This is a genomic window from Streptomyces sp. CA-294286 (assembly GCF_050947155.1).
Lineage (GTDB): Bacteria > Actinomycetota > Actinomycetes > Streptomycetales > Streptomycetaceae > Streptomyces.
Genome location: NZ_CP192005.1, coordinates 3,137,302 through 3,157,282 on the forward strand (window position 1 = coordinate 3,137,302; position 19,981 = coordinate 3,157,282).

The 19,981-nt window shown below is 71.8% G+C and carries 22 protein-coding genes; 15 read left to right on the top strand and 7 right to left on the bottom strand.

Annotated elements, in window-relative coordinates:
- The 3 genes from ACQPZG_RS18705 to ACQPZG_RS18715 form a co-directional block, all read right to left on the bottom strand.
- On the bottom strand, positions 1–1,053 hold the full coding sequence (locus ACQPZG_RS18705; RefSeq protein WP_433546877.1) for a S1C family serine protease: 1,053 nt from the start codon (positions 1,051–1,053) through the stop codon (positions 1–3).
- Between the two features lie 737 nt (positions 1,054–1,790).
- Positions 1,791–2,813, bottom strand: a complete 1,023-nt coding sequence (locus tag ACQPZG_RS18710) for a LacI family DNA-binding transcriptional regulator (RefSeq protein WP_433546878.1) — start codon at positions 2,811–2,813, stop codon at positions 1,791–1,793.
- A 71-nt stretch (positions 2,814–2,884) separates the two neighbouring features.
- Positions 2,885–3,676 (bottom strand): winged helix-turn-helix transcriptional regulator, encoded by a 792-nt coding sequence (locus tag ACQPZG_RS18715; protein WP_433546879.1) that lies wholly within the window; start codon positions 3,674–3,676, stop codon positions 2,885–2,887.
- A gap of 1,127 nt (positions 3,677–4,803) precedes the next feature.
- On the opposite strand from ACQPZG_RS18715, the gene ACQPZG_RS18720 reads away from it, so the two are divergent.
- The 6 genes from ACQPZG_RS18720 to ACQPZG_RS18745 all read left to right on the top strand — a co-directional run bounded on the left by ACQPZG_RS18720 (position 4,804) and on the right by ACQPZG_RS18745 (position 9,451).
- Complete coding sequence (locus ACQPZG_RS18720) at positions 4,804–5,058, top strand: MoaD/ThiS family protein (protein ID WP_433546880.1); 255 nt, start codon at positions 4,804–4,806, stop codon at positions 5,056–5,058.
- 9 nt (positions 5,059–5,067) lie between these two features.
- Positions 5,068–7,098 (top strand): hypothetical protein, encoded by a 2,031-nt coding sequence (locus tag ACQPZG_RS18725; RefSeq protein ID WP_433546881.1) that lies wholly within the window; start codon positions 5,068–5,070, stop codon positions 7,096–7,098.
- Positions 7,099–7,192: 94 nt separating this feature from the next.
- Positions 7,193–7,888: an LmeA family phospholipid-binding protein gene (locus ACQPZG_RS18730; protein ID WP_433546882.1), complete on the top strand. Its 696-nt coding sequence runs from the start codon at positions 7,193–7,195 to the stop codon at positions 7,886–7,888.
- Positions 7,889–8,052: 164 nt separating this feature from the next.
- The gene (locus ACQPZG_RS18735) at positions 8,053–8,139 is read left to right on the top strand and encodes a putative leader peptide (protein ID WP_362423585.1); all 87 of its coding nucleotides are present in this window, start codon (positions 8,053–8,055) and stop codon (positions 8,137–8,139) included.
- A 155-nt stretch (positions 8,140–8,294) separates the two neighbouring features.
- Positions 8,295–9,134, top strand: a complete 840-nt coding sequence (locus tag ACQPZG_RS18740) for a sulfurtransferase (protein ID WP_433546883.1) — start codon at positions 8,295–8,297, stop codon at positions 9,132–9,134.
- Between the two features lie 29 nt (positions 9,135–9,163).
- A complete protein-coding gene (locus tag ACQPZG_RS18745; protein ID WP_185029473.1) occupies positions 9,164–9,451 on the top strand; it encodes a DUF1416 domain-containing protein in 288 nt (95 codons plus the stop codon).
- A 486-nt stretch (positions 9,452–9,937) separates the two neighbouring features.
- Here ACQPZG_RS18745 and ACQPZG_RS18750 read toward each other — a convergent pair whose 3' ends face one another.
- Positions 9,938–10,300 (bottom strand): DsrE family protein, encoded by a 363-nt coding sequence (locus ACQPZG_RS18750; RefSeq protein WP_433546884.1) that lies wholly within the window; start codon positions 10,298–10,300, stop codon positions 9,938–9,940.
- 377 nt (positions 10,301–10,677) lie between these two features.
- Between ACQPZG_RS18750 and ACQPZG_RS18755 the strand changes: the two genes are divergently transcribed.
- The 3 genes from ACQPZG_RS18755 to ACQPZG_RS18765 are packed head-to-tail and all read left to right on the top strand — an operon-like array spanning position 10,678 to position 12,726.
- A complete protein-coding gene (locus ACQPZG_RS18755) occupies positions 10,678–11,250 on the top strand; it encodes an FABP family protein (RefSeq protein WP_433546885.1) in 573 nt (190 codons plus the stop codon).
- Positions 11,251–11,308: 58 nt separating this feature from the next.
- Entirely contained in the window at positions 11,309–11,749 is a 441-nt protein-coding gene (locus ACQPZG_RS18760) for a Fur family transcriptional regulator (protein WP_433546886.1), read from the top strand.
- A gap of 11 nt (positions 11,750–11,760) precedes the next feature.
- Entirely contained in the window at positions 11,761–12,726 is a 966-nt protein-coding gene (locus ACQPZG_RS18765; protein ID WP_433546887.1) for a YgfZ/GcvT domain-containing protein, read from the top strand.
- A gap of 121 nt (positions 12,727–12,847) precedes the next feature.
- On the opposite strand, the gene dtd is transcribed toward ACQPZG_RS18765, so the two are convergent.
- Positions 12,848–13,273, bottom strand: a complete 426-nt coding sequence (dtd, locus tag ACQPZG_RS18770) for a D-aminoacyl-tRNA deacylase (RefSeq protein WP_433546888.1) — start codon at positions 13,271–13,273, stop codon at positions 12,848–12,850.
- A 138-nt stretch (positions 13,274–13,411) separates the two neighbouring features.
- On the opposite strand from dtd, the gene ACQPZG_RS18775 reads away from it, so the two are divergent.
- The 3 genes from ACQPZG_RS18775 to ACQPZG_RS18785 all read left to right on the top strand — a co-directional run bounded on the left by ACQPZG_RS18775 (position 13,412) and on the right by ACQPZG_RS18785 (position 16,400).
- Entirely contained in the window at positions 13,412–14,026 is a 615-nt protein-coding gene (locus ACQPZG_RS18775) for an RsiG family protein (RefSeq protein WP_433546889.1), read from the top strand.
- Positions 14,027–14,105: 79 nt separating this feature from the next.
- Entirely contained in the window at positions 14,106–15,077 is a 972-nt protein-coding gene (locus tag ACQPZG_RS18780; protein ID WP_433546890.1) for an asparaginase, read from the top strand.
- A 24-nt stretch (positions 15,078–15,101) separates the two neighbouring features.
- Positions 15,102–16,400 carry a GNAT family N-acetyltransferase gene (locus ACQPZG_RS18785; RefSeq protein WP_433546891.1) on the top strand — a complete coding sequence of 433 codons (1,299 nt, stop codon included), beginning with the start codon at positions 15,102–15,104 and terminating at the stop codon, positions 16,398–16,400.
- 188 nt (positions 16,401–16,588) lie between these two features.
- On the opposite strand, the gene ACQPZG_RS18790 is transcribed toward ACQPZG_RS18785, so the two are convergent.
- Positions 16,589–16,774: a hypothetical protein gene (locus ACQPZG_RS18790; protein WP_185029456.1), complete on the bottom strand. Its 186-nt coding sequence runs from the start codon at positions 16,772–16,774 to the stop codon at positions 16,589–16,591.
- Positions 16,775–16,994: 220 nt separating this feature from the next.
- On the opposite strand from ACQPZG_RS18790, the gene ACQPZG_RS18795 reads away from it, so the two are divergent.
- Positions 16,995–17,897, top strand: a complete 903-nt coding sequence (locus ACQPZG_RS18795) for a winged helix-turn-helix domain-containing protein (RefSeq protein ID WP_433549459.1) — start codon at positions 16,995–16,997, stop codon at positions 17,895–17,897.
- Positions 17,898–17,910: 13 nt separating this feature from the next.
- On the opposite strand, the gene ACQPZG_RS18800 is transcribed toward ACQPZG_RS18795, so the two are convergent.
- On the bottom strand, positions 17,911–18,102 hold the full coding sequence (locus tag ACQPZG_RS18800; protein ID WP_433546892.1) for a hypothetical protein: 192 nt from the start codon (positions 18,100–18,102) through the stop codon (positions 17,911–17,913).
- 196 nt (positions 18,103–18,298) lie between these two features.
- On the opposite strand from ACQPZG_RS18800, the gene ACQPZG_RS18805 reads away from it, so the two are divergent.
- A complete protein-coding gene (locus ACQPZG_RS18805) occupies positions 18,299–19,171 on the top strand; it encodes a winged helix-turn-helix domain-containing protein (protein WP_433546893.1) in 873 nt (290 codons plus the stop codon).
- Positions 19,168–19,905, top strand: coding sequence for an HAD family hydrolase (locus ACQPZG_RS18810; RefSeq protein WP_433546894.1), 738 nt, complete (start codon positions 19,168–19,170; stop codon positions 19,903–19,905). The genes ACQPZG_RS18805 and ACQPZG_RS18810 overlap by 4 nt, the downstream gene beginning before the upstream one ends.
- The last annotated feature ends 76 nt before the right edge of the window (positions 19,906–19,981 follow it).

Here is a 19,981-nt window from a genome sequence, read left to right on the forward strand (position 1 = left end):
TTACACGCCGAAGCCGGAGAAGGGGTCGCGCCTGTCGGTGCTGCCGTCGCTGTCCTGTCCCTGGCCGGAGGAGGAGTCGTCGCCCGTTCCGCCCTTGCGCAGGCTGTCCAGGTCGGCCTTCACGGTGTCGGAGGGGATCGCGAAGCCCAGCCCGACGCTGCCGGATCCGCCGCCACTGCCGGAACTCGGGGCGTACATGGCGGAGTTGATGCCGATGATCTCGCCGCGCATGTTGATCAGCGCACCCCCGGAGTTGCCTGGGTTGAGGGAGGCGTCGGTCTGGATGGCCTTGTACGTGGTCTTGGACCGGCCGGTGTCGCCGTTGAAGCTCTCGCCGCCGAATTCGAAGGGCCAGCCGCCGCCCTGCTGTCGGCCGTCGGACCGTCCCTTGTCCTGCTCCTTGGAGACCGTCACGTCACGGTCGAGGGCGGAGACGATGCCGCTGGTGACCGTGCCGGAGAGGCCCTCGGGGGAGCCGATGGCGACGACCTGGTCGCCGACCTTGACGTCCTTGCTGCTGCCGAGCTTGGCGGTGGGGAGCTTGCTCGCGTCCTGGAGCTTGAGCAGTGCGAGGTCCTTGTCGGGGTCGGTGCCGACGACCTTCGCGGTGTACGTCTTGCCGGAGGAGAGCTTCACCTTGACGGTGTCGGCTCCCGCGACGACGTGGTTGTTCGTGATGACCTCGCCGTCGGCGGTCAGGATCACGCCGGAGCCGGTGGAGGCGCCCGCGGACGAGGTCGCGCTGATCTCGACGATGGCGGGGCCGACGGCCTGGGCGATGCCGGAGACGGTGCCCATGCTGGACTGCGAGACGTTGCTGCCGGGGGCGGCGGCGCTGTTCACGCCGCTGCCGTCGCCGGTGTACCGCTCGGTCAGGTACGCGGCACCGCCCCCGGCCGTCGCGGCGACGAGCGCCACCGCCGCCAGCAGCGCGACGGGCCGCCCGGCGCGGCGGCGATGCGCGGTGGGGGCGTGCGGCGGGGGCGGGGGGAAGCCGGCGTAGGAGGCGGTGGGGGCGGACTCGGGGTGCGGGGGCGGGGGTGTCGTCGTCATGTTCATGAGCTTGGGCGGGCTGGATGAGAACTGTCTGAGGGGGAGTTAAGAAGGGCGGCAGATTCCTGTATGCCCGGTATAAGGGGTGGGGTGGGGTGAGGGGGTGCGGTTGCGGGTGCGTGTGGGTGCGTGTGGGGGAGTGTGTGCGTGGGTGCGGGTGCGGGTGCGTGGGAGTGCGCGTGCGTGAGGGTGGCTGGGCGTAGGGCGGGGGGTGCACCTCCGGTGGGGGCCGCCCCCTTGCCCGCCCGTTCCGCCCCCGGGGGGCGGCCCCGCCGCCCAAGGTGGCTGACGTCAGGCGGCCCCGGCGCCCAAGGTGGCTGACGACCGGTGGCCCCGGCGCCCAAGGGGGCTGACGTTCGGCGGCCCCGCCGCCCGAGGGGGCTGCGGGGGGAGGGAGGCGTGCGGCAGCGGCCCGTCAGGGGCGCGGGGAACTGCGCGGGTGAGCCTCACGCGCCCGCACGGAAGAACCCGGCCCTGCGGCGAGCAGTTTCGGGAAGGGGCGGGGAGGGGCAGGCGCCGCAGGCAACAGCAACCACCCGCACCGGACCGAACACGTCCCACCGGACCGAACACGTCCCACCGGGCCGGACGCGTCCCACCGGGCCGGACGCGTCCCACCGGGCCGGACGCATCCCACCGGGCCGGACGCATCCCACCGGCCCGGACACGCCCCGCTTCCGCCCCGCCGCGCAGGAGGGCCGCGGTGTGCGCCACGCCGCGCCCCGTGACGACGCCCGCTACCCGCAGCCGCAGGACCTGCGGACGATCAGCGCCGAGGGGAACTGCTTGACCCGTTCCCGTCGCGACCCCGCCACCCGCAGCCCGTCGTCGAGGACGAGGTCCACCGCCGCGCGTGCCATCGCCGGCCGGTCCGAGGAGATCGTCGTCAGCGGCGGGTCCGTCAGCGCCGCCTCCTTGACGTTGTCGAAGCCGACCACCGCCAGCTCCCCCGGCACGTCGATGCGCAGCTCACGGGCCGCCCGCAGCACCCCGATCGCCTGGTCGTCCGTCGAGCAGAAGATCGCGGGCGGTCGCTCGGGCCCGGCCAGCAGTCCGAGCGCCACCTCGTAGGCCGCGTACCTGTCGTAGGGGGCCTGCACCAGCCGGCCCTCCGTCGACCGCCCGGATTCCCGCATGGCCCGCCGCCAGCCCTCGATGTGGTCGGCCACCGGGTCGCCCACGGACGGGGTGGACTCGACGCCGCCGAGGCACACCACGTACGCGTGGCCGTGTTCCAGCAGGTGGCGCGTCGCGAGCTGCGCACCGCCCACGTCGTCCGTCACGACCGCGACGTCGTCGATGGCCTCCGGCCGCTCGTGCAGGAGCACCACCCGGGCGTCCCACGCGTCGATCTCCGCCGCCGCGCTCTCGCTCATGCCCTGGCTGACCAGGATGAGCCCGGACACTCGCATGCCGAGGAAGGCCCGCAGGTAGTGGATCTCGCGTTCGTTGCGGTAGTCGGAGTTGCCGACGAGCACCATTTTCCCGCGCTCGGCGGCGGCCTGCTCGACGGCGTGCGTCATCTCCGCGAAGAACGGCTGCCGGGCATCGGGGACGATCATGCCTATGAGATCGGTCCGCCGGGACGCCATGGCCTGCGCGACCCGGTCCGGGCGGTAGCCCAGTTCCTTGATCGCGGCGAGGACACGCTCGCGCGTGGCCGGGGCGACCGGCCGGGGTCCGTTGTTGATGACGTAACTGACGACCGCGGTGGAAGTACCCGCCAGTCGTGCCACATCGTCCCGCGTCACCTTGGCCACGCGCAGGAGTCTACGCGGATGGACCAGGTCACAGGCCGGTCGTCCCAAGGATCGAGCCGACTTGCGCCGACTTACTCGCGTACGGGCGATTCGGCCGTACGGGCTACCGAGGCGGAAGCCCGCGCCCGCGCCTTCTCGACCTCCCGTGCCGACGCTCCCGCCGCCTTGGCGTCCTCGGCGGCCTGCTCGACCTTCTCCGGCACCACGAAGCGGTAGCCCACGTTCCGCACCGTCCCGATGAGAGCCTCGTTCTCGACGCCGAGCTTCGCGCGCAGCCGCCGTACGTGCACGTCGACCGTCCGCGTACCGCCGAAGTAGTCGTAGCCCCACACCTCCTGGAGGAGCTGCGCCCGGGTGAAGACCCGGCCGGGGTGCTGCGCGAGGTACTTCAGCAGCTCGAACTCCTTGAAAGTGAGGTCCAGGACCCGCCCCTTGAGCTTCGCGCTGTACGTGGCCTCGTCCACCGACAGGTCGCCGTTGCGGATCTCGGTGGGTACGTCGTCGGCGACCATGTTCTGGCGGCCCATCGCGAGTCGCAGCCGCGCCTCGACCTCGGCAGGGCCCGCCGTGTCCAGGAGCACGTCGTCGACGCCCCAGTCCGCGGTCACGGCGGCAAGACCGCCCTCCGTGACGACGAGGATCAGCGGGCACCCGGGCCCGGTGGAACGCAGCAGCTGGCACAGCGACCTGACCTGCGGAAGGTCGCGGCGGCCGTCGATGAGGATCGTGTCGGCGCCCGGGGTGTCCACCAGGGCGGGGCCCTCGGCGGGGGCCACCCGCACGGTGTGCAGCAGCAGGCCGAGAGCGGGGAGCACCTCCGCCGACGGCTGGAGGGCATTGGTGAGGAGCAGCAGAGAGCTCATCGCGCTTCACCTGCCCGGATGCTCGTGGTCGTCGTACGAGTGGCAGTCGCACGCACGGTTGTCGTGCGGGTCGCAGGAGTCGTACGACCCGCACCCCTCGTACCGGTCGTCGTACTCGTCGTATGCGGTGGATGCACGGTTCGCTCGCCCATAACGTCGGTTCCTCCTCGGTCCCTGCGGGAGGGGGTCCCCCTTGCTCCTTTCGGGAGCCCGGGGGCGTTTGCGGCACTGCTTCGTACTGCTTGTCGCCTCGGCCGGTCACAGGCGGACGACCCCCGCGCCCTGGGGTCCGACCTGCCTCGTTTCCGGCTCTCCTGCCCTGCTCCTTCCCGGCATTTCAGGCCGCCCGGAAAGCACAAAAGGACCCGGGGGCAACGTTGCCCGAGTCCTTCGCCCAGCAGAATAGCCCACGTGGCAGGCACCGCTTCTGTTCCCTTGGTCACTTTGGGGGCCCGGTGTGCCACGCTCCGTACGGACGGTTCGGTGCGGATCGAGACGCTGAACGAGCCGGGAACGGACGGGGGCGAAGATCCCTCCGGCCGTCCCGTCCTCGCCCTCGCGCACCGTGTCATCCGGAGCCCTTGAGCGGGCCGCCGTGCGGCGGGCGGCGCGGACGTTCTCGCAGGAGGGAGCCCTGATCACGTTCCTGTTCCGGGGACACGACGGGTCCTGCGGTCGGCCCACGGCCGGCGGCCGGGAGGTGCTCGGCCCGGCGGGCGCGGTGCCCCGGGGACGGTAGCCGGGGCACTCGACCGCGGCCGTCGTGGGGTTCTCGACGCGGGACCGGTGGTGTGTCGGCACGCGGCGCTGTACGGCCCTTCGTACGGGGAGTGGCCCGTGCCGGAGCAGAGGGGGCGCACGGAAGCGTGTGGTGGCGCGGGAGCCGGGCAAGCGGCGGATGCGGAGGGCGGGGGCGGGACGCGGACGGGGCGCGGGCCCCGGACCCGCTTCGCCGGTGGAAGCGGCTCGGGACCTCGCAACGGGTACTGGTCGACCGGGGCGGTCGGCCGGATGGCCCATCATGGACAGCTGACGAGGCCGAAGAACGGGCCGGACGCCAGCGAAGGACCGGACGCGCACGAGGTGTCGGGCCGGACCGGGCGACGGAGGACGAGAGGAGCGCCGCCATGGCAGCGGGCACCATCCGCTTTTGGGCTGCGGCCAAGGCCGCCGCCGGTACCGGCGAGGAGCCGTACGCGGCCGAGACGCTCGCCGAGGCGCTGGACGCGGTCCGCGCGCAGCACCCCGGGGAGCTGGTGCGGGTGCTCCAGCGGTGCTCGTTCCTGATCGACGGCGACCCCGTCGGGACTCGTGACCACGGGACGGTACGGCTGACCGAGGGCGGCACGGTCGAGGTGCTCCCGCCGTTCGCAGGAGGGTGACCGAAGACCATGAGCGCTGACGACCAGCAGTACCCGTACGGGCGACAGCCGTCGCAGGGGTACGGGGAGCAGCCCCCGTACGGCGAACCCGCCCAGCCGCAGCAGCGGTTCCCCGACCCCGCCGCACAGGACGCTCCCGGGACGGGACCGGACGGCCGGGGGACGACGGGACAGGACCACGGGCAGGGCCAGGACCCGTACGCCACGCAGAGCTGGCACGGCCTGACCTGGGACACCCAGTACCAGCCGGTCCACCAGTCACTCCGACCCCAGGATCCCCGGCAGGCTCAGCAAGCTCCGCGGGTTCAGGATCCACAGCAGGCCCAGCAGGCCCAGCAGGCCCAGCAGGCCCAGCAGGCCCAGCAGGCCCAGCAAGCTCCTCGGGCTCAGGATCCGCAGCAGGCGCAGCGGGCCCAGAACCCGCAGCAGGGGCAGCAGTTCCCTCAGGGATACGAGCCGCCCCAGGCCACCGGAGCCCCTGGAGTGCACCGAGCCCCGCAGCCCCGGCAGGCGCAGCAGGATCCGCAGGGCTACCGGGACTCGCAGGGCTACTCGGACTCGCAGGGCTACTCGGACCCGCAGTCCTACCCGGACCCGCAGCCCTACTCGGACCCGCAGTCCTACGAGCCGCCCCGGACCCCCGGTGCTTCCGGATCCCACAGAGGTTCCCCCGGGCCCCACGGAGCCGCCGGAGCGAGCCCGTCCGGGTCCCACCGCGCCCCGCAGCCCCAGCCTCAGTCCCAGCCTCCGCAGGGCCAGCCCCAGCCTCAGTCCCAGCCTCCGCAGGGCCAGCCCCAGCCCCCGCAGGCCCAGGAACCGCAACTGCCCTACCAGTCCCACCCGTCACCGCACACCCACCAAACCCCTCACCCCCACCACCCGCTTCACCCCCACCACCCGCTTCACCCCCACCAACCGCATCCGGCTGCCGCCGCCGACACCGCCTACCTCCCGCCCCAGAGCTTCCGGGCCCCCGACCCGGCGCACGAAGACCTCCCGCCCCGGAACCTCCCGCCCCAGAACTCCACGCCCCAGAACCCCCCGCCCCGCCCCGTCGGCCCCTCCGGGTCGTACCCGCTTCCGCCCGAGGTCCCCATGCAGGCCGCGTCCCCGAGCGCCCACGCACCGGAGCCGGAGTCCGCGTACGGTTCCGCCCCCACCGCCGCGCACCCCCGCGTCTCCGATCACGCACCGGACCAGCACGCCTCGGACCACGCCTCCGCCTCGTACGACTCGTCCCCCGGCCCCCAGTACAGCTCGCCCGCCACCCGGGGCAACGCGCGCATCACGGACGCCCAGCGGGCCCGCGCCGAGGGCCGGTCGCCGATCATCGACCCGGGGATGAAGCCCGCGCTTCTCACCGCTGTTCTCGGCGGACTGCTGGCGGTCGCCGCGGGGATCGGGCAGTTCGCTGTGGTCGTGCCCGTGGTGCTGCTCCAGGCGGTCATGGCGGCGGGCTGGTTCCGGCTCAACGGGATGTGGCCGGCCCGGCAGGGCATCGCGCTCGCCTTCCTCGGCGGCGTGGTCGCGGACGTGGCGATCCTGTCCGTGGACGCCCTGAACGCGCCCACCGCCCTCCTGGGCACGCTCGGCGTGTGGGTCCTGCTCACCCTCGTCCTGCATCTGCGCAACCGGATGTCCGCCGACGAGCGGATGTACGCGCTGACCGCGGGCGTCACCACCGCCGCCCTCACCGTCGTCGCCTCCGGGCACCTGGCCGCCGACCCGAAGGCCCTGGCGGTCGGCGGGGTCGCGGTGGCCGCCGCGGTGTTCGCCCGTGCGCTGCCGCTGCCCACCGTCGCCTCCGTCGTCGTCGCCCTGCTCGCCGCCGCCGGCGCGGGCATCGCGGTCGGCGGGGTCAACGGGCTCGGTTCCGGCGGGGCCGTGATCGGTCTCGGGGCGGGCGTGTGCGCGCTGGTCGGGCTGCGGGTCGCCGCGTACGACTACCCGTCGCGCTTCGTGCACATGACGGCCGGTGTCGCGCTGCCGCTGGCCCTGGCGGCCCCGGCCGTCTACCTGCTGGGCCGGGCCTTCGCCTGAGTCACTCGCGCATCACGGGTTACGTGTGAACCCCACCGGTTAGGCTCACTGTCAGTACGGGGGCCAACGAACGCGGGTGGGGGAAACACCGACAATGCGCGCACTACGCATCCTTCTGATCCTGGGTGTCGTCCTCGGCGGCATCTTCGTCGCCGTGGACCGCCTCGCGGTGAACTACGCCGAGTCCGAGGTGGCCGCCAAGGTACGTGCGAGCCAGGGACTTTCGACCGAACCGCAGATCGACATCAAGGGCTTCCCCTTCCTCACCCAGGTCCTCGCCAAGGAACTCGACCGGGTCGACGTCACCATGGACGGCCTGAAGACGAAGGCCGAGGGCCGCAGTCTGACGGTCGGCAAGATCAACGCCGAGCTGTACGACGTGGTCCTCACCGGCAACTTCTCCTCCGCCACCGCCACCCGCGCCGCAGGTACCGCCGTCATCTCGTACGCCGATCTGACGCGTGCCGCGGGCGACAAGGACGTCAAGCTCGCCTACGGCGGGAACGGCAAGGTCAAGGTCACCGGCACCGCCTCGGTCCTCGGCCGCGAGATCACGCAGAGCGTCCTGTCCAGCGTCAGCCTCAAGGACGGCGGCAGGATGGTCGCGGTGCGCGCCGACAGCGTGCCCGGACAGGGCATCCCCGGCCTCGAAGGGATGATCCGCAAGAAGATCGACTTCGAGCGTCCCATCGGCGGCCTGCCGAACGGCCTGAAGCTGGACAAGATCACCCCGGTCGAAACGGGCATGGAGGTCGCCGTCAGCGGCGCGAACGTGGAGCTGGCCGGATAGCGAGACGGAAGGGTCCAGTCCGCAGGACTGGGAGCCGCGCGAGCGGGGCGGGGGGCCGGGGGAGTTCTCCCGGCCCCTCTTCCTGTCCCACCCCTCGGACGATCACGTCTCACCATGCGACACGCCGGTGACACAGCCGCCCGTACCTCCTTACGATCGGTCCCATGCAGCAGCGACAGGCGGACCTCACGAAGCGGCGGGCAGTAGACCTGTGCCGCGTCGCCGCCATGCTCTGTCGCCGCGCGGTCTGAGCGGGACCCGCTGGGCGCGTCCGCCCGAACCCCCGCTTCCCCAGGGCGACTTGCCGCCCCCTCACGCTCTTCGTGCCGCCGTACGTACGGCCTCGCAGCCGTACCCGGACACATGCGCACACCCCCCCGCAACTGCCCCGGAGGAGAACCACACCATGAGCCGCAGCGACGTACTGGTAGACGCAGACTGGGTCGAGGCCCACCTGGACGACCCGAAGGTGGCCGTCGTCGAGGTCGACGAGGACACCTCCGCGTACGAGAAGAACCACATCCGCAACGCCATCCGGATCGACTGGACCAAGGACCTCCAGGACCCGGTCCGCCGTGACTTCGTCGACCAGGCCGGCTTCGAGAAGCTCCTGTCGGAGAAGGGCATCGGCAACGACACCACCGTCGTCCTCTACGGCGGCAACAACAACTGGTTCGCCTCGTACGCCTTCTGGTACTTCAAGCTCTACGGGCACGGCGACGTGCGCCTCCTGGACGGCGGCCGCAAGAAGTGGGAGCTCGACTCCCGCGACCTGGTCGCCGAGGTTCCCTCCCGCCCGGCCACCACCTACAAGGCCCAGCCGCAGGACGAGTCGATCCGCGCCTACCGCGACGACGTCGTCAAGGCGATCAACACCCAGAACCTCGTCGACGTGCGCTCGCCCGACGAGTTCAGCGGCAAGCTGCTCGCCCCCGCGCACCTCCCGCAGGAGCAGTCGCAGCGCCCCGGCCACGTGCCGAGCGCCCGCAACATCCCGTGGTCGAAGAACGCCAACGACGACGGCACGTTCAAGTCCGACGAAGAGCTGAAGGCCCTCTACGAGGCCGAGCAGGTCGACCTCGCCAAGGACACCATCGCGTACTGCCGCATCGGCGAGCGCTCGGCCCTGACCTGGTTCGTCCTGCACGAGCTGCTCGGCGTGGAGAACGTCAAGAACTACGACGGCTCGTGGACCGAGTACGGCTCCCTGGTCGGCGTTCCGATCGAGCTCGGCGCCAACAAGTAGTCCGGCCCCTCAACCCCTAAGGACAGAACATGTGTGGAGCGAAGGCCGGCGGCCCCGACGCCTCGACCATCAAGCCCGGTGAGACCACCATCCAGGGCAGCGTGACCAGGAACGGCGAGCCGGTGACGGGCTACGTCCGCCTCCTCGACTCGACCGGCGAGTTCACCGCCGAGGTCCCCACCTCGGCCACCGGCCAGTTCCGCTTCTACGCCGCCGAGGGCACCTGGACGCTGCGCGCCCTGGTCCCGGGCGGCACGGCGGACCGCACGGTGGTTGCCCAGACCGGCGGGCTCGCGGAGGTCGCCATCGCGGTGTGACGTGAGCGCCGCGCGATGAACCGGCCGGAGGGCCGCACCCACAGGGGGTTGGACGCCATACCTGTGACGAAGGGTGCGGCCCTCCTGCCTTGCACTCCCGCCGCCCGCCACGCCGGGCCTGGCCCGCTGCCCAGGACATGGTCCGCCCGCGCCGGGTAGGCAAACCCGCGCCGGATACGGCCCGCCCGCGCCGGGGTGAGGGGCCACGCCGGGCAGGGCCCGCTGACCAGGACATGGTCTGCCCGCGCCGGGCACGCCGCGCCGGGCACGGCACGCTGCGCCGAACGTGGTCCGCCCGCGCCGGGTGGGCAAGGCCGCGCCGGATACGGCCCGCCCGCGCCGGGCAGGGTCCGCCCGCGCCAGGGTGAGGGGGCCGCGCGGGCATGGCCCGTTCGCGCCAGGTGGGGGGCCGCGCCGGGTACGGCCCGTCGTGCCCGTCTCCGCGTTCCCGGCCCGCCGTGCCCCTTTTCGCGGGCCGGTCCTGCCTCAGTACACGAGCGCCCGTACGTCGTCCGCCATGACCTCGCTCACGAAGACCTGCGCCCCGGCGATCCGTACGCCGTCCAGCACGTCGTCCTCGGTGATGTTGCGCCGTACCGCGCACTGGGTGCACAGGGTCAGGGTGCCGCCCGCCTGCACGGACTCGATCAGCTCCGGCAGCGGCGCCGCGTGCGGCAGCTCGAACTCCGCCGCCTTCCCCGGCAGCGCGAACCACGCCGCCTCCCCGGTCAGCCACAACGACACCTCGACGCCGCTGGCCACGGCCACCGCCGCCACCGTGAACGCCTGCGAGCACCGCTCCGGGGCGTCGGCCCCGGCGGTCACCTTGATCACGAGCTTCTTCGACATGGGTGGAACCCTAGACCCGCCCGGCCCCGCACCCGCGCCCCCCGCCCCCGTTCCGCCGCGCCCACGCCCCGCACCCGCGCGTCCCGCCCCTGCCCGACCGCGGGGCCCGCGCCCGCGCGGCCCTGCCCCCACCGGCCCACCTCACAGAGAGCGCCGGGCCCCGGCCGTCTAAGCTGGGGCCCGGCCCGTAACTCACACCTCGCTCATCGCAAGGAGCACCTCGTGCTTGAGGCATTCTTCTCCGCCCTGCTGGTTCTGGTCTGCATCGGCGTCCTCGCCTTCACCGGACTGGCCGTGAAGAAGCTCTACCAGGGCCAGCGCTAGCCACTCGCGCAGCCGGCCGCCGCCACCCCTCACACAGATCGCCTGAGTCACTCATGATCGAGATCCCGTCCGACCTCCACCCGGACCTCGTCCCCCTCGTCTTCCTCCTCGGGAAGTGGACGGGCGCGGGTGTCACCGACTTCCCCGGCGAGGAGAAGGCCAACTTCGGCCAGGAAGTCACCTTCAGCCACGACGGCCGTGACTTCCTGGAGTACGTCTCGCACTCCTGGATCCTCGACGCCGAGGGCGAAAAGGTGAAGCCGCTGGAGACCGAGTCCGGCTTCTGGCGCATCGACAAGGACCGCAAGGTCGAGGTCGTCATGACCCGCGACACCGGCGTCGTCGAGATCTGGTACGGCGAGCTGGCCCACCAGAAGCCGCAGATCGACCTGGTCACGGACGCGGTGGCCCGCACGGCCGCCTCCGGCCCGTACACCGGCGGCAAGCGCCTCTACGGCTACGTGAAGAGCGACCTGATGTGGGTCGGCGAGAAGGCCACCCCCGAGGTCGAGCTGCGCCCGTACATGTCGGCGCACCTCAAGAAGACCGTCACCCCCGAGGAGGTCGAGGCCATGGCCAAGAACCTCCCGGACCTGCCCGACGACGGGATCGCCTTCTTCCGCTGAGCGGGCGGGCGGGCGTGAGTACGGACGGATGCCCACCGCGCTGCCTACACTGGGCGGCGTGGTGAGCACCGACTGGAAAAGTGACCTGCGGCAGCGCGGCTACCGGCTGACGCCGCAGCGGCAGCTCGTCCTCGAAGCCGTGGACGCGCTGGAGCACGCGTCGCCCGACGAGATCCTCGGGGAAGTGCGCAGGACCGCCTCCGGGGTCAACATCTCCACGGTCTACCGCACCCTTGAGCTGCTGGAGGAGCTCGGCCTCGTCAGCCACGCGCACCTGGGCCACGGTGCGCCCACCTACCACCTCGCGGCCCGGCACCACCACCTCCACCTGGTCTGCCGGGACTGCTCGCACGTCATCGAGGCGGACGTCGAGGTCGCCGGGGAGTTCATCGCGAAGCTGCGCGGCGAGTTCGGGTTCGAGACCGATATGAAGCACTTCGCGATCTTTGGCAGGTGCGCGGCCTGCGCGGCCGAGAAGGAGTCCGGCGCGGAGTCGTAGGCTGGGCTGTTATGAAGAGCCCTCTCCTTTCCCTGCCCGGAGCCGTCGCCGCCGAGGGCCGTGACGAAGGCGTCGCCGCGCACTACGGCGATCTGTTCCGCGAGCAGCGCGCGCTGGCCGACGGGTCGGGTTTCGTCGACCTCTCGCACCGGGGCGTCATCACGGTGACCGGATCCGACCGGCTGAGCTGGCTGCACCTCCTGATCACCCAGCACGTCGTCGAGCTGCCCGCGGGCCGGGCCACCGAAGCGCTGGTGCTGACCGCCAACGGGCACGTGGAGCACGCCCTGTACCTGGTCGACGACGGGGAGACCACCTGGATCCAAGTGGAGCCCGGTACGCAGGGCGACCTGATCGCGTATCTGGAGAGCATGAAGTTCTTCTACCGGGTCGAAGTGGCGGACCGGACCGCGGACTTCGCCCTGGTGTGGCTGCCCGCCGGTTCCATCGCGCAGGTACCGGAGGACATCGTCGTCCGGGAGACCGCGCACGGACGGGACCTGTTCCTGCCCCGGGACCGGCTGGAGGAGTACGCGGCCGGGTACGGGCCCGCCGCGGGCGTGCTGGCGTACGAGGCGCTGCGCGTCGAGGGGCACCGGCCGCGGCTCGGGTTCGAGACCGACCACCGGACCATCCCGCACGAGCTGGGCTGGATCGGCAGCGCGGTGCACTTGCAGAAGGGGTGCTACCGGGGTCAGGAGACCGTCGCCCGGGTGCAGAACCTGGGGAAGCCGCCGCGTCGCCTGGTGTTCCTGCACCTGGACGGGAGCGAGGTGCTGCTGCCGCCGACGGGAACGCCGGTGCGGCTGGCCGCCGACGGGCCCGAGGGCCGGCAGATCGGCTTCGTGACGACCTCCGTACGCCACCACGAGCTGGGTCCCATCGCGCTGGCCCTGGTCAAGCGGAACGTCGCGGTGGACGCCGAACTGATGGCGGGGGACACGGCGGCGGCGCAGGAGGTCGTGGTCGAGCCGTAGGGCCGGCGGTAGCGGCCCCCGGTAGAGGCGGGGCCTGTCCGTACGTGGAGGGGTCCCGTCCTGTGCGGCGGGGGCCCTGGGCGGCGGGGGTCCCGCCGTACGCCTCGTCCTCCCGTACGCCTCAGATGTCCAGCAGGACCGTGAACGGCCCGTTGTTCGTCAGCGAGACCCGCATCTCCGCGCCGAAGCTGCCCGTCCGCACCGTCGCGCCCAGGGCACGGAGCTGCGCGACGACCTCGTCCACCAGGGGTTCGGCGACCTCGCCGGGGGCAGCGGCGTTCCAGGTGGGGCGGCGGCCCTTCCGGGCGTCCCCGTACAGGGTGAATTGCGAGATCACCAGGAGCGGGGCGTCCACGTCGGAACAGGACTTCTCGCCGTCCAGGATGCGTACCGACCACAGCTTGCGCGCGAGTTGCGCCGCCTTGTCCGGAGTGTCCCCGTGTGTCACTCCCACCAGGACACACAGGCCCTCGCCCACGATCTCGCCGACCGTCTCGCCGCCGACGACGACGCTCGCGCCGTCCACTCTCTGCACCACAGCTCGCATGGCGACCATGATGCCCCCCGTCGGCGGCTTCCCGTACGCAAGGGCCATACGGGTGCAGTGTGCCTGCGTCGGCAGGGCAAGGAGTGGCACGATGCGGAGCGAGGCGGTGCGCCGCACCGTTCGAGGGGACGGAAATAGATGAGCACTTCTGGCGCCGGACGAAGGTCCGGTCCCGTACCGATGCAGCTGGCACACCTGAGGACGTCGGGGGACGCGGGGCGGGCGCCCGCACCACGCACCCCACGGGGCGTGCCGCCCGTGCTCCCGTCGCACTCGCGGCCCGACCTCGGCGCGCTGGGCCTGCCCGAGCTGCGTACCCTGCGCAGGGACGCGCAGCGCGACGAGGCGGACCTCAGTTACGTACGCCGGCTGCTGCACGGCCGCATCGACATCCTGCGCGCCGAGCTGGGCCGCCGGGGCGGTCCGCAGTCGCCGGTGGTGGAGCGGCTGTCGGAGATCCTCGCGGACAGCCCGTCCAGCCACCGGTCCTCCGCCCGGCACGTGACGCTGTCGACGCCGCGCAGCGAGCAGTACCGGCGGCTGGCGGCCGACATGCTCGCGGAGGTCGAGCTGTCCGACCTCGACGCCCGGACGGACGAAGAACTGCACGCGGGAATGCGCCGGCTCATCGGCTACGAGCAGCAGGTTTCCGGGCAGCGTCAGCAGCTCCAGCGCACCGCGGACGAGTGCAGCGCCGAGATCGCCCGCAGGTACCGTGAAGGTGAAGCACAAGTAGACGATCTGCTCCACTGACCTGCTCCGTCGAGGCCGCGACCGGTGATCCCGGGGTTTCGCGGGGCCGGTCCCCGCGTCCGGAAGGCCGATTCGACCCATGACCACCGCTCCCAGCACCGCCCCCACCGTCATACCCCCGGTTCTCGCCGAAGTCGTCCGATCCGGCTTCGTCGAGGGCCACCACCGGGGCTCGCTGGTCGTGCTGGCGGCCGACGGAAGCGTGCAGACGGCCCTCGGGGACGTGACCTCGCCGGTCTTCCCCCGCTCCAGCAACAAGCCGATGCAGGCCGCCGCCCTGCTGCGGGCCGGGCTCGACCTCTCGGGCGAGCGCCTGGCGCTGGCCGCGGCGAGCCACTCCGGCGAGGGCTTCCACCTGGAGCTCGTACGCACGATGCTCAGCGAGTACGGGCTGGCGGAGGACGACCTCCAGACGCCCCCCGACCTGCCGCTGGACCCGGTCGAGGCCGAGGCGTACCTGGCGGCCGGGCACGTCCGCGAGCGGATCACCATGAACTGCTCGGGCAAGCACACGGCGATGATCGCGGCCTGCCGGATCAACGGGTGGGACACGGGCAGTTACCTGGATCCGGCGCATCCCCTCCAGCGGCTGGTTCTGGAGTGCGTGGAGCGGGCGAGCGGGGAGAAGGTCACGGCGGTCGGCACGGACGGCTGCGGGGCGCCGCTGATGGCGATCGGCCTGACCGGTCTCGCGCGGGCCTTCCGGTACTTCGTCCTCGCCGAGGAGGGCAGCCCGGAGCGCCGGGTCGCGGACGCCATGCGGGCGCACCCGGAGTACGTGGCGGGGACGCGGCGGCCGGACACCTGGCTGATGCGGGAGGTGCCGGGCGTGCTGTCGAAGATGGGTGCGGAAGCGGTGCAGGCGGTGGCGCTGCCGGACGGCCGGGCCCTCGCCTTCAAGATCGACGACGGGGCCACTCGGGCGCTCGGACCGGTGCTGGCCAGGGCGCTGGGCATGCTCGGAGTCGAGGGTGCGCCGGTGACGCGGATCGGCGAGGCGCCGTTGTTCGGCGGACCGGTGAGGGTCGGCGAAATCCGCGCGACATTCTGAGGGCGACCTGCTTAGCGTGGACGCATGAGTGCTCACGCGGGAGATCAGGCCGGCAGCGGGGCCGGCACGGACGTCGAGGTACGACCGGTCGCCGAGGCCGAGTTCGAGGACTGGGGGCGCGCCCTGGGGGTCGGGTTCCTGACGGCCGAACAGGCCACCGACGCGGACGTGGAGCTGCGCCGGTCGCAGACCGACCTGGCCCGGACGAAGGGCGCGTTCGACGCGGGGAGGTGCGTGGCGACGTACCGTTCCTTCGCGCAGCAGCTCACCGTCCCCGGCGGGGGTTCGGTGGCGACGAACGCGGTCACCAGCGTCGCCGTGTCGCCCACGCACCGTCGGCGCGGGCTGCTCGGCCGGATGATCCGTGCGGACCTCGCGGAGGCGAAGGAACGCGGCGAGGCGCTCGCGACGCTGATCGCGGCCGAGTACCCGATCTACGGGCGGTACGGCTTCGGGCACGCGACCTCGACCGCCGAGTGGGAGATCGACGTGCACCGCACCGGGCTCGACAAGAGGTGGGCGGGGCCGGACTGCGGCGGTCGCATCGACCTCGTCGACGCGGCCGACGTGCGGAAGGCCGGGCCGGAGCTGCACGAGCGGTTCCGGGCGGCGCAGCCGGGCGCGGTCGACCGGAGCGCGGGCTGGTGGGAGCGGCAGACCGGTCTCGTCCAGTACAGCTACGACCCGTACAAGGCGGCCTTCTTCGCCGTCTACCGGGCGTCCGAGGCGGCCGGCGGACAGATCGAGGGCCTGGTCAAGTACCGGGCGGACGACACGTGGGGCGATGCCAAGCAGCCGTTGAACACGGTGCAGGTGAAGGACCTGATCGCGACGACCCCGGAGGCCGAGCGCGCCCTGTGGCACTACCTGTGCTCGATCGACTGGGTGGCGAAGGTGCGCACCGGCTACCGCGCGCCGGACGACCTGCTGCCCGACCTGCTGCCGGACCCCCGCGCGGCGCGGCCGGTGACGCGGGCGGACTGGCTGTGGGTGCGGGTCCTGGACGTCGTGCGGGCGCTGGAGGCGCGGACGTACGAGAGGGCCGGGACGGTCGTGCTGGAGGTCGAGGACCGGCTGGGGCTCGCCGCCGGTCGGTTCCGGCTGGAGGTGTCCGCGACGGGGGCGGCGCAGTGCGTACCCACGTCCGACGCTGCTGAACTGACACTCGACGTACGGGAGTTGGGTGCGCTCTGTCTCGGCGGACGGTCGGCGGTGCGGCTGGCGGCGCTGGGTCAGGTGCACGAGGAGCACACCGGGGCGGCGGCCCGGGTGGACGCACTGTTCCTGACGTCGCGCAGCCCTTGGTGCCCGGACGTGTTCTGACGTCCCGACGGGGTCGTGGGGCGGGGCGGCGGATGTGGCGGGGTGTGGCGAGGTGGCGGGGTGTGGCGAGGTGCCTTGGGCCGGAGGTCGTGCGGCCGACGGGGGAGCGCGTGCGGCCGACGGGGGCGTACGGGCCGGTGGGACCCGTGCGGGCCGGTGAGGGGGGCGTGCGGGGGCGGGGGGTTCCGTCACGGCATCGCGGACTGGCCGAGTATGACCAGGGCGACGGTGCCGATGCTGAGGCAGGCGGTGTTCTTCGTCTTGACCCCGACGGAGAGGAAGCCGACGGCGGCGACGCCGAGGAGTCCGAAGCGGCCTTCGATCATTTCGCCCACGAAGTAGGCGCCGAGGGCGAGGAGCGCGAGGAACGGCATGGGGATCACTCCTTTGAACCGAGATGGGTGAGCCTGCCGCCAACAAGCGCGCTTCGAAAGCCGGTCGAGCCGCTGCGGAGTCCAGTTGGGACGGGAAGCGACGAGTTCGACCATCTACGCGAAGTTGGTGACCAACTCTGTCTAAGTTGTCCCCACGACTCAAGAACTTTTAACCAGCGCTGCCGACAACTCCCGTTGGATGGCGTGAAGTTGTAGTGTTCTGGTTGTGAGCACTGCTGGCGCAGCCGTGAACGGCACGAAAAGGTCGCCCCGTGAGGTGGCCGAAGCGCTGCGGGCCCGAATCAGGGCCGGGCAGCTCCGCCCCGGCGACCGGATGCCGACACAGGCCCAGCTGGCCGCGGAGTTCGGAGTCGAGCGCGGCACGGTCCGCCGGGCGCTGCGTACCCTCCAGGAGGAAGGGCTGCTCGTCGACGTGACCAAGGGTTCGCCCGCCACGGTCGCCGACGACGCGCCCGCCGCGCTCGCCAGGCCCGCCGCGTCCCCGCAGCCGACCATGGTCGCGCTGGCGTCGCGGGTCACGGAGGCGTTCAAGTCCCCGCACGTGCGGATCGACGCCCTGTGCCTGACCGCGGGGTCGCTGACGCTGGCGTTCGGCGAGCCGTTGCGGCTCATCCACGAGGGCCGCCTCAGGCCGGCCGAGGTGACCGTACGGGTACTGCTGCCGAGCCGGAACATCGACCTGGCATTCCCCACCCCGGTGGCGGACGGCAGCGACGAGCGGCTGCACGACCGCTGGCTCTCGCAGCGCAACGCCCAGGGGCAGGTGCTGCGGCACAACCTGCGCAACCTGCGCCGTACGCACGGCATCGACGTGGACATCACCTTCCGGGCGCTGCCGTTCACACCGCCCGTCAAGCTGTACCTGCTCAACGGGTCGGAAGCGCTCTTCGCGTACTACATGATCACCAGGCAGGAGGAGCAGTTCGACGACCACGAGCCGCTGGAGATGTACGACACGCTGGGTACGCGGTCGATGCTCTTCCCGTTCGACCAGGACGCGGGCAGCCGGCGGGACGGGTCGTTCGTGGAGCAGTCGCAGCTCTGGTTCGACGCGATCTGGAACACGATCAGCCGGGAACTGACGCTGGCGGGCGGCCTGTGAGGCGCCCGTGCCGTCAGGTGACGCCCGGCCCGATCACCTGGAGGGCGAGGACGGTCGCGCCGACCCCGGCACAGGCCGGGCTCCTGGCCTTGACGCCGATGCAGACCAGCAGGACGCCGATCGCGCCCGGGGCTCCGTAGCGCCAGTCGACGAACTTCTCGAAGCCGAGGACGACGGCGGCGGAGAGCAGCAGCAGAGCAGGCACGGGGTCCCTCCCTCGGGGCGACGGTGCTCGACGGGGAGGCGACGCTGCCTCGAAAGCGTGGGCCAGAAGGCCGACCAACTCAATCCAAGTTCTCCCCACTTGGTTGCGATCCATAAACAACTTCAAAACAACTCGCCAACAACTCCCGTCGGATGGCTGTCAGTTGTAGCGTTGAGGGGTGAGTCAGGAGAGCATCGTGAGGAACGCCGGAAAGCGCTCGCACCGGGAAGTGGCCGACACCCTGCGCGAACGCATCCGCAAGGGCGAGCTGAAGGCCGGCGACCACATGCCGACGCAGTCCCGGCTGGCCGAGGAGTTCTGCGTGGAACGCGGCACGATCCGCCAGGCATTGCGCATCCTCCACGACGAGGGCCTGCTCACCCCCGCGGGCCGCGGCGCCCCCGCCCGGGTGGCCGAAACGAGCCCCCTGGCGGCGGGCGCCGACGCCGCCTCCGGGCTGCCCCAGCCGACGGTGAGCGCGCTGGGGCCACGCATCACGGAGGCGTTCGCGGCCGAGGACGTACGCATCGACGCGCTCAGCCTCACCGCGGAGTCCCTGATGCTGGCGCTGGCCGAGCCGCTGCGTCTGGTCCACGAGAACCGCATCGCCCCCCGCTCCGTCACCGCCCGCATCCTGTTGCCCGCCCGGAACATCGAGCTCGCGTTCCCCAGAGGCGTGGAGGAGGACGAGGAGGGGCGCATCCACCGGCGCTGGCTGGAGCAGCGCAACGCCCAGGGGCACGTCCTCAAGCACAACCTGCTCAACCTGCGCCGTTCGCACGGAATCGACGTCACGGTGGCCTTCCGGGCGCTCCCCTTCACTCCGCCCCTGAAGCTGTACGTCCTGAACGGCGTCGAGGCGCACTTCGCGTACTACCGGGTCACCAAGCGGGAGGAGCAGTTCGAGGAGGCCAACATGGAGATGTACGACGCGCTGGGCACCGAGTCGGTCCTCTTCGGCTTCGAGGGACGGGCGGGGGCGCGCGACGAGGCGTTCGTCGAACAGTCCGCAAACTGGTTCGACGCACTCTGGAACACCATCAGTTCGCCCCTGACACTCTCCTCATGACCCCAGACACCACAGACCTCGGGCAGGCCGTCGCCGTGGCCGCGCGGACGGAACGCCTGATCACGGGCGCGACCTGCGTCCTCTTCGACTTCGACGGACCGATCTGCGGCCTCTTCGCAAGCCACCGGGCACACCACATAGCCGACCGGCTGATCGCCTGGCTGGCGGAGCGGGATTTGGACGTACCGCTGGACGAGAGCGAGCGGCAGGACCCGCACGCCGTACTCCGGCTGATCGGTTCCACCCACCCGGACGAGCGTCTCGTCAACGAACTCGAACAGGCTTTGACCGACGAGGAGTTGAGAGCAGTGGACTCCGCCGCGCCGACACCCCACGTCGACGACCTGATACGCGAGTGGTCGCTCCGGGGTGTCGCCCTGGCCATCACCACCAACAACTCGCCGGTCGTCGCGGCACGTTACGTTCGACGCCGCGGCCTGACGCGCTGCTTCGACCGCCACATCTACGGCCGCACCACCGATCTCGACCTCCTCAAACCGGACCCGGACTGTCTCAACCGCGCCCTGGGTGCCCTCGACGTCGATCCTGCCGAGTCCCTGATGATCGGCGACACCCCGTCCGACCTGCACGCCGCTCGGCGTGCGGGCGTCGCTTTTCTCGGCTATGCGAAGAACGGGTGCAGAGTGAAGCGGTTGCGGGAGGCGGGAGCGGAGGCGGTGGTGGAGTCGTTGAAAGAGGTGCTGGGCGTCCTCAGGGGGTCTTGCGGTTCATGACGAACAGCGCAGTCACGGCGCCGAGGACGAAGATCTGCCCCTCGTGGGACTCGGCGAACGCATCGGCCAACATCTG

Coding starts and splice junctions, on each gene's coding strand:
- ACQPZG_RS18780 (WP_433546890.1), top strand. CDS start 14,106: ATGACCACCGCTCCCAGCACCGCCCCCACCGTCATACCCCCGGTTCTC.
- ACQPZG_RS18715 (WP_433546879.1), bottom strand. CDS start 3,676: ATGAGCTCTCTGCTGCTCCTCACCAATGCCCTCCAGCCGTCGGCGGAG.
- ACQPZG_RS18785 (WP_433546891.1), top strand. CDS start 15,102: ATGAGTGCTCACGCGGGAGATCAGGCCGGCAGCGGGGCCGGCACGGAC.
- ACQPZG_RS18745 (WP_185029473.1), top strand. CDS start 9,164: ATGTGTGGAGCGAAGGCCGGCGGCCCCGACGCCTCGACCATCAAGCCC.
- ACQPZG_RS18750 (WP_433546884.1), bottom strand. CDS start 10,300: ATGTCGAAGAAGCTCGTGATCAAGGTGACCGCCGGGGCCGACGCCCCG.
- ACQPZG_RS18730 (WP_433546882.1), top strand. CDS start 7,193: ATGCGCGCACTACGCATCCTTCTGATCCTGGGTGTCGTCCTCGGCGGC.
- ACQPZG_RS18775 (WP_433546889.1), top strand. CDS start 13,412: ATGAGCACTTCTGGCGCCGGACGAAGGTCCGGTCCCGTACCGATGCAG.
- dtd (WP_433546888.1), bottom strand. CDS start 13,273: ATGCGAGCTGTGGTGCAGAGAGTGGACGGCGCGAGCGTCGTCGTCGGC.
- ACQPZG_RS18790 (WP_185029456.1), bottom strand. CDS start 16,774: ATGCCGTTCCTCGCGCTCCTCGCCCTCGGCGCCTACTTCGTGGGCGAA.
- ACQPZG_RS18755 (WP_433546885.1), top strand. CDS start 10,678: ATGATCGAGATCCCGTCCGACCTCCACCCGGACCTCGTCCCCCTCGTC.
- ACQPZG_RS18720 (WP_433546880.1), top strand. CDS start 4,804: ATGGCAGCGGGCACCATCCGCTTTTGGGCTGCGGCCAAGGCCGCCGCC.
- ACQPZG_RS18765 (WP_433546887.1), top strand. CDS start 11,761: ATGAAGAGCCCTCTCCTTTCCCTGCCCGGAGCCGTCGCCGCCGAGGGC.
- ACQPZG_RS18705 (WP_433546877.1), bottom strand. CDS start 1,053: ATGACGACGACACCCCCGCCCCCGCACCCCGAGTCCGCCCCCACCGCC.
- ACQPZG_RS18735 (WP_362423585.1), top strand. CDS start 8,053: ATGCAGCAGCGACAGGCGGACCTCACGAAGCGGCGGGCAGTAGACCTG.
- ACQPZG_RS18725 (WP_433546881.1), top strand. CDS start 5,068: ATGAGCGCTGACGACCAGCAGTACCCGTACGGGCGACAGCCGTCGCAG.
- ACQPZG_RS18810 (WP_433546894.1), top strand. CDS start 19,168: ATGACCCCAGACACCACAGACCTCGGGCAGGCCGTCGCCGTGGCCGCG.
- ACQPZG_RS18740 (WP_433546883.1), top strand. CDS start 8,295: ATGAGCCGCAGCGACGTACTGGTAGACGCAGACTGGGTCGAGGCCCAC.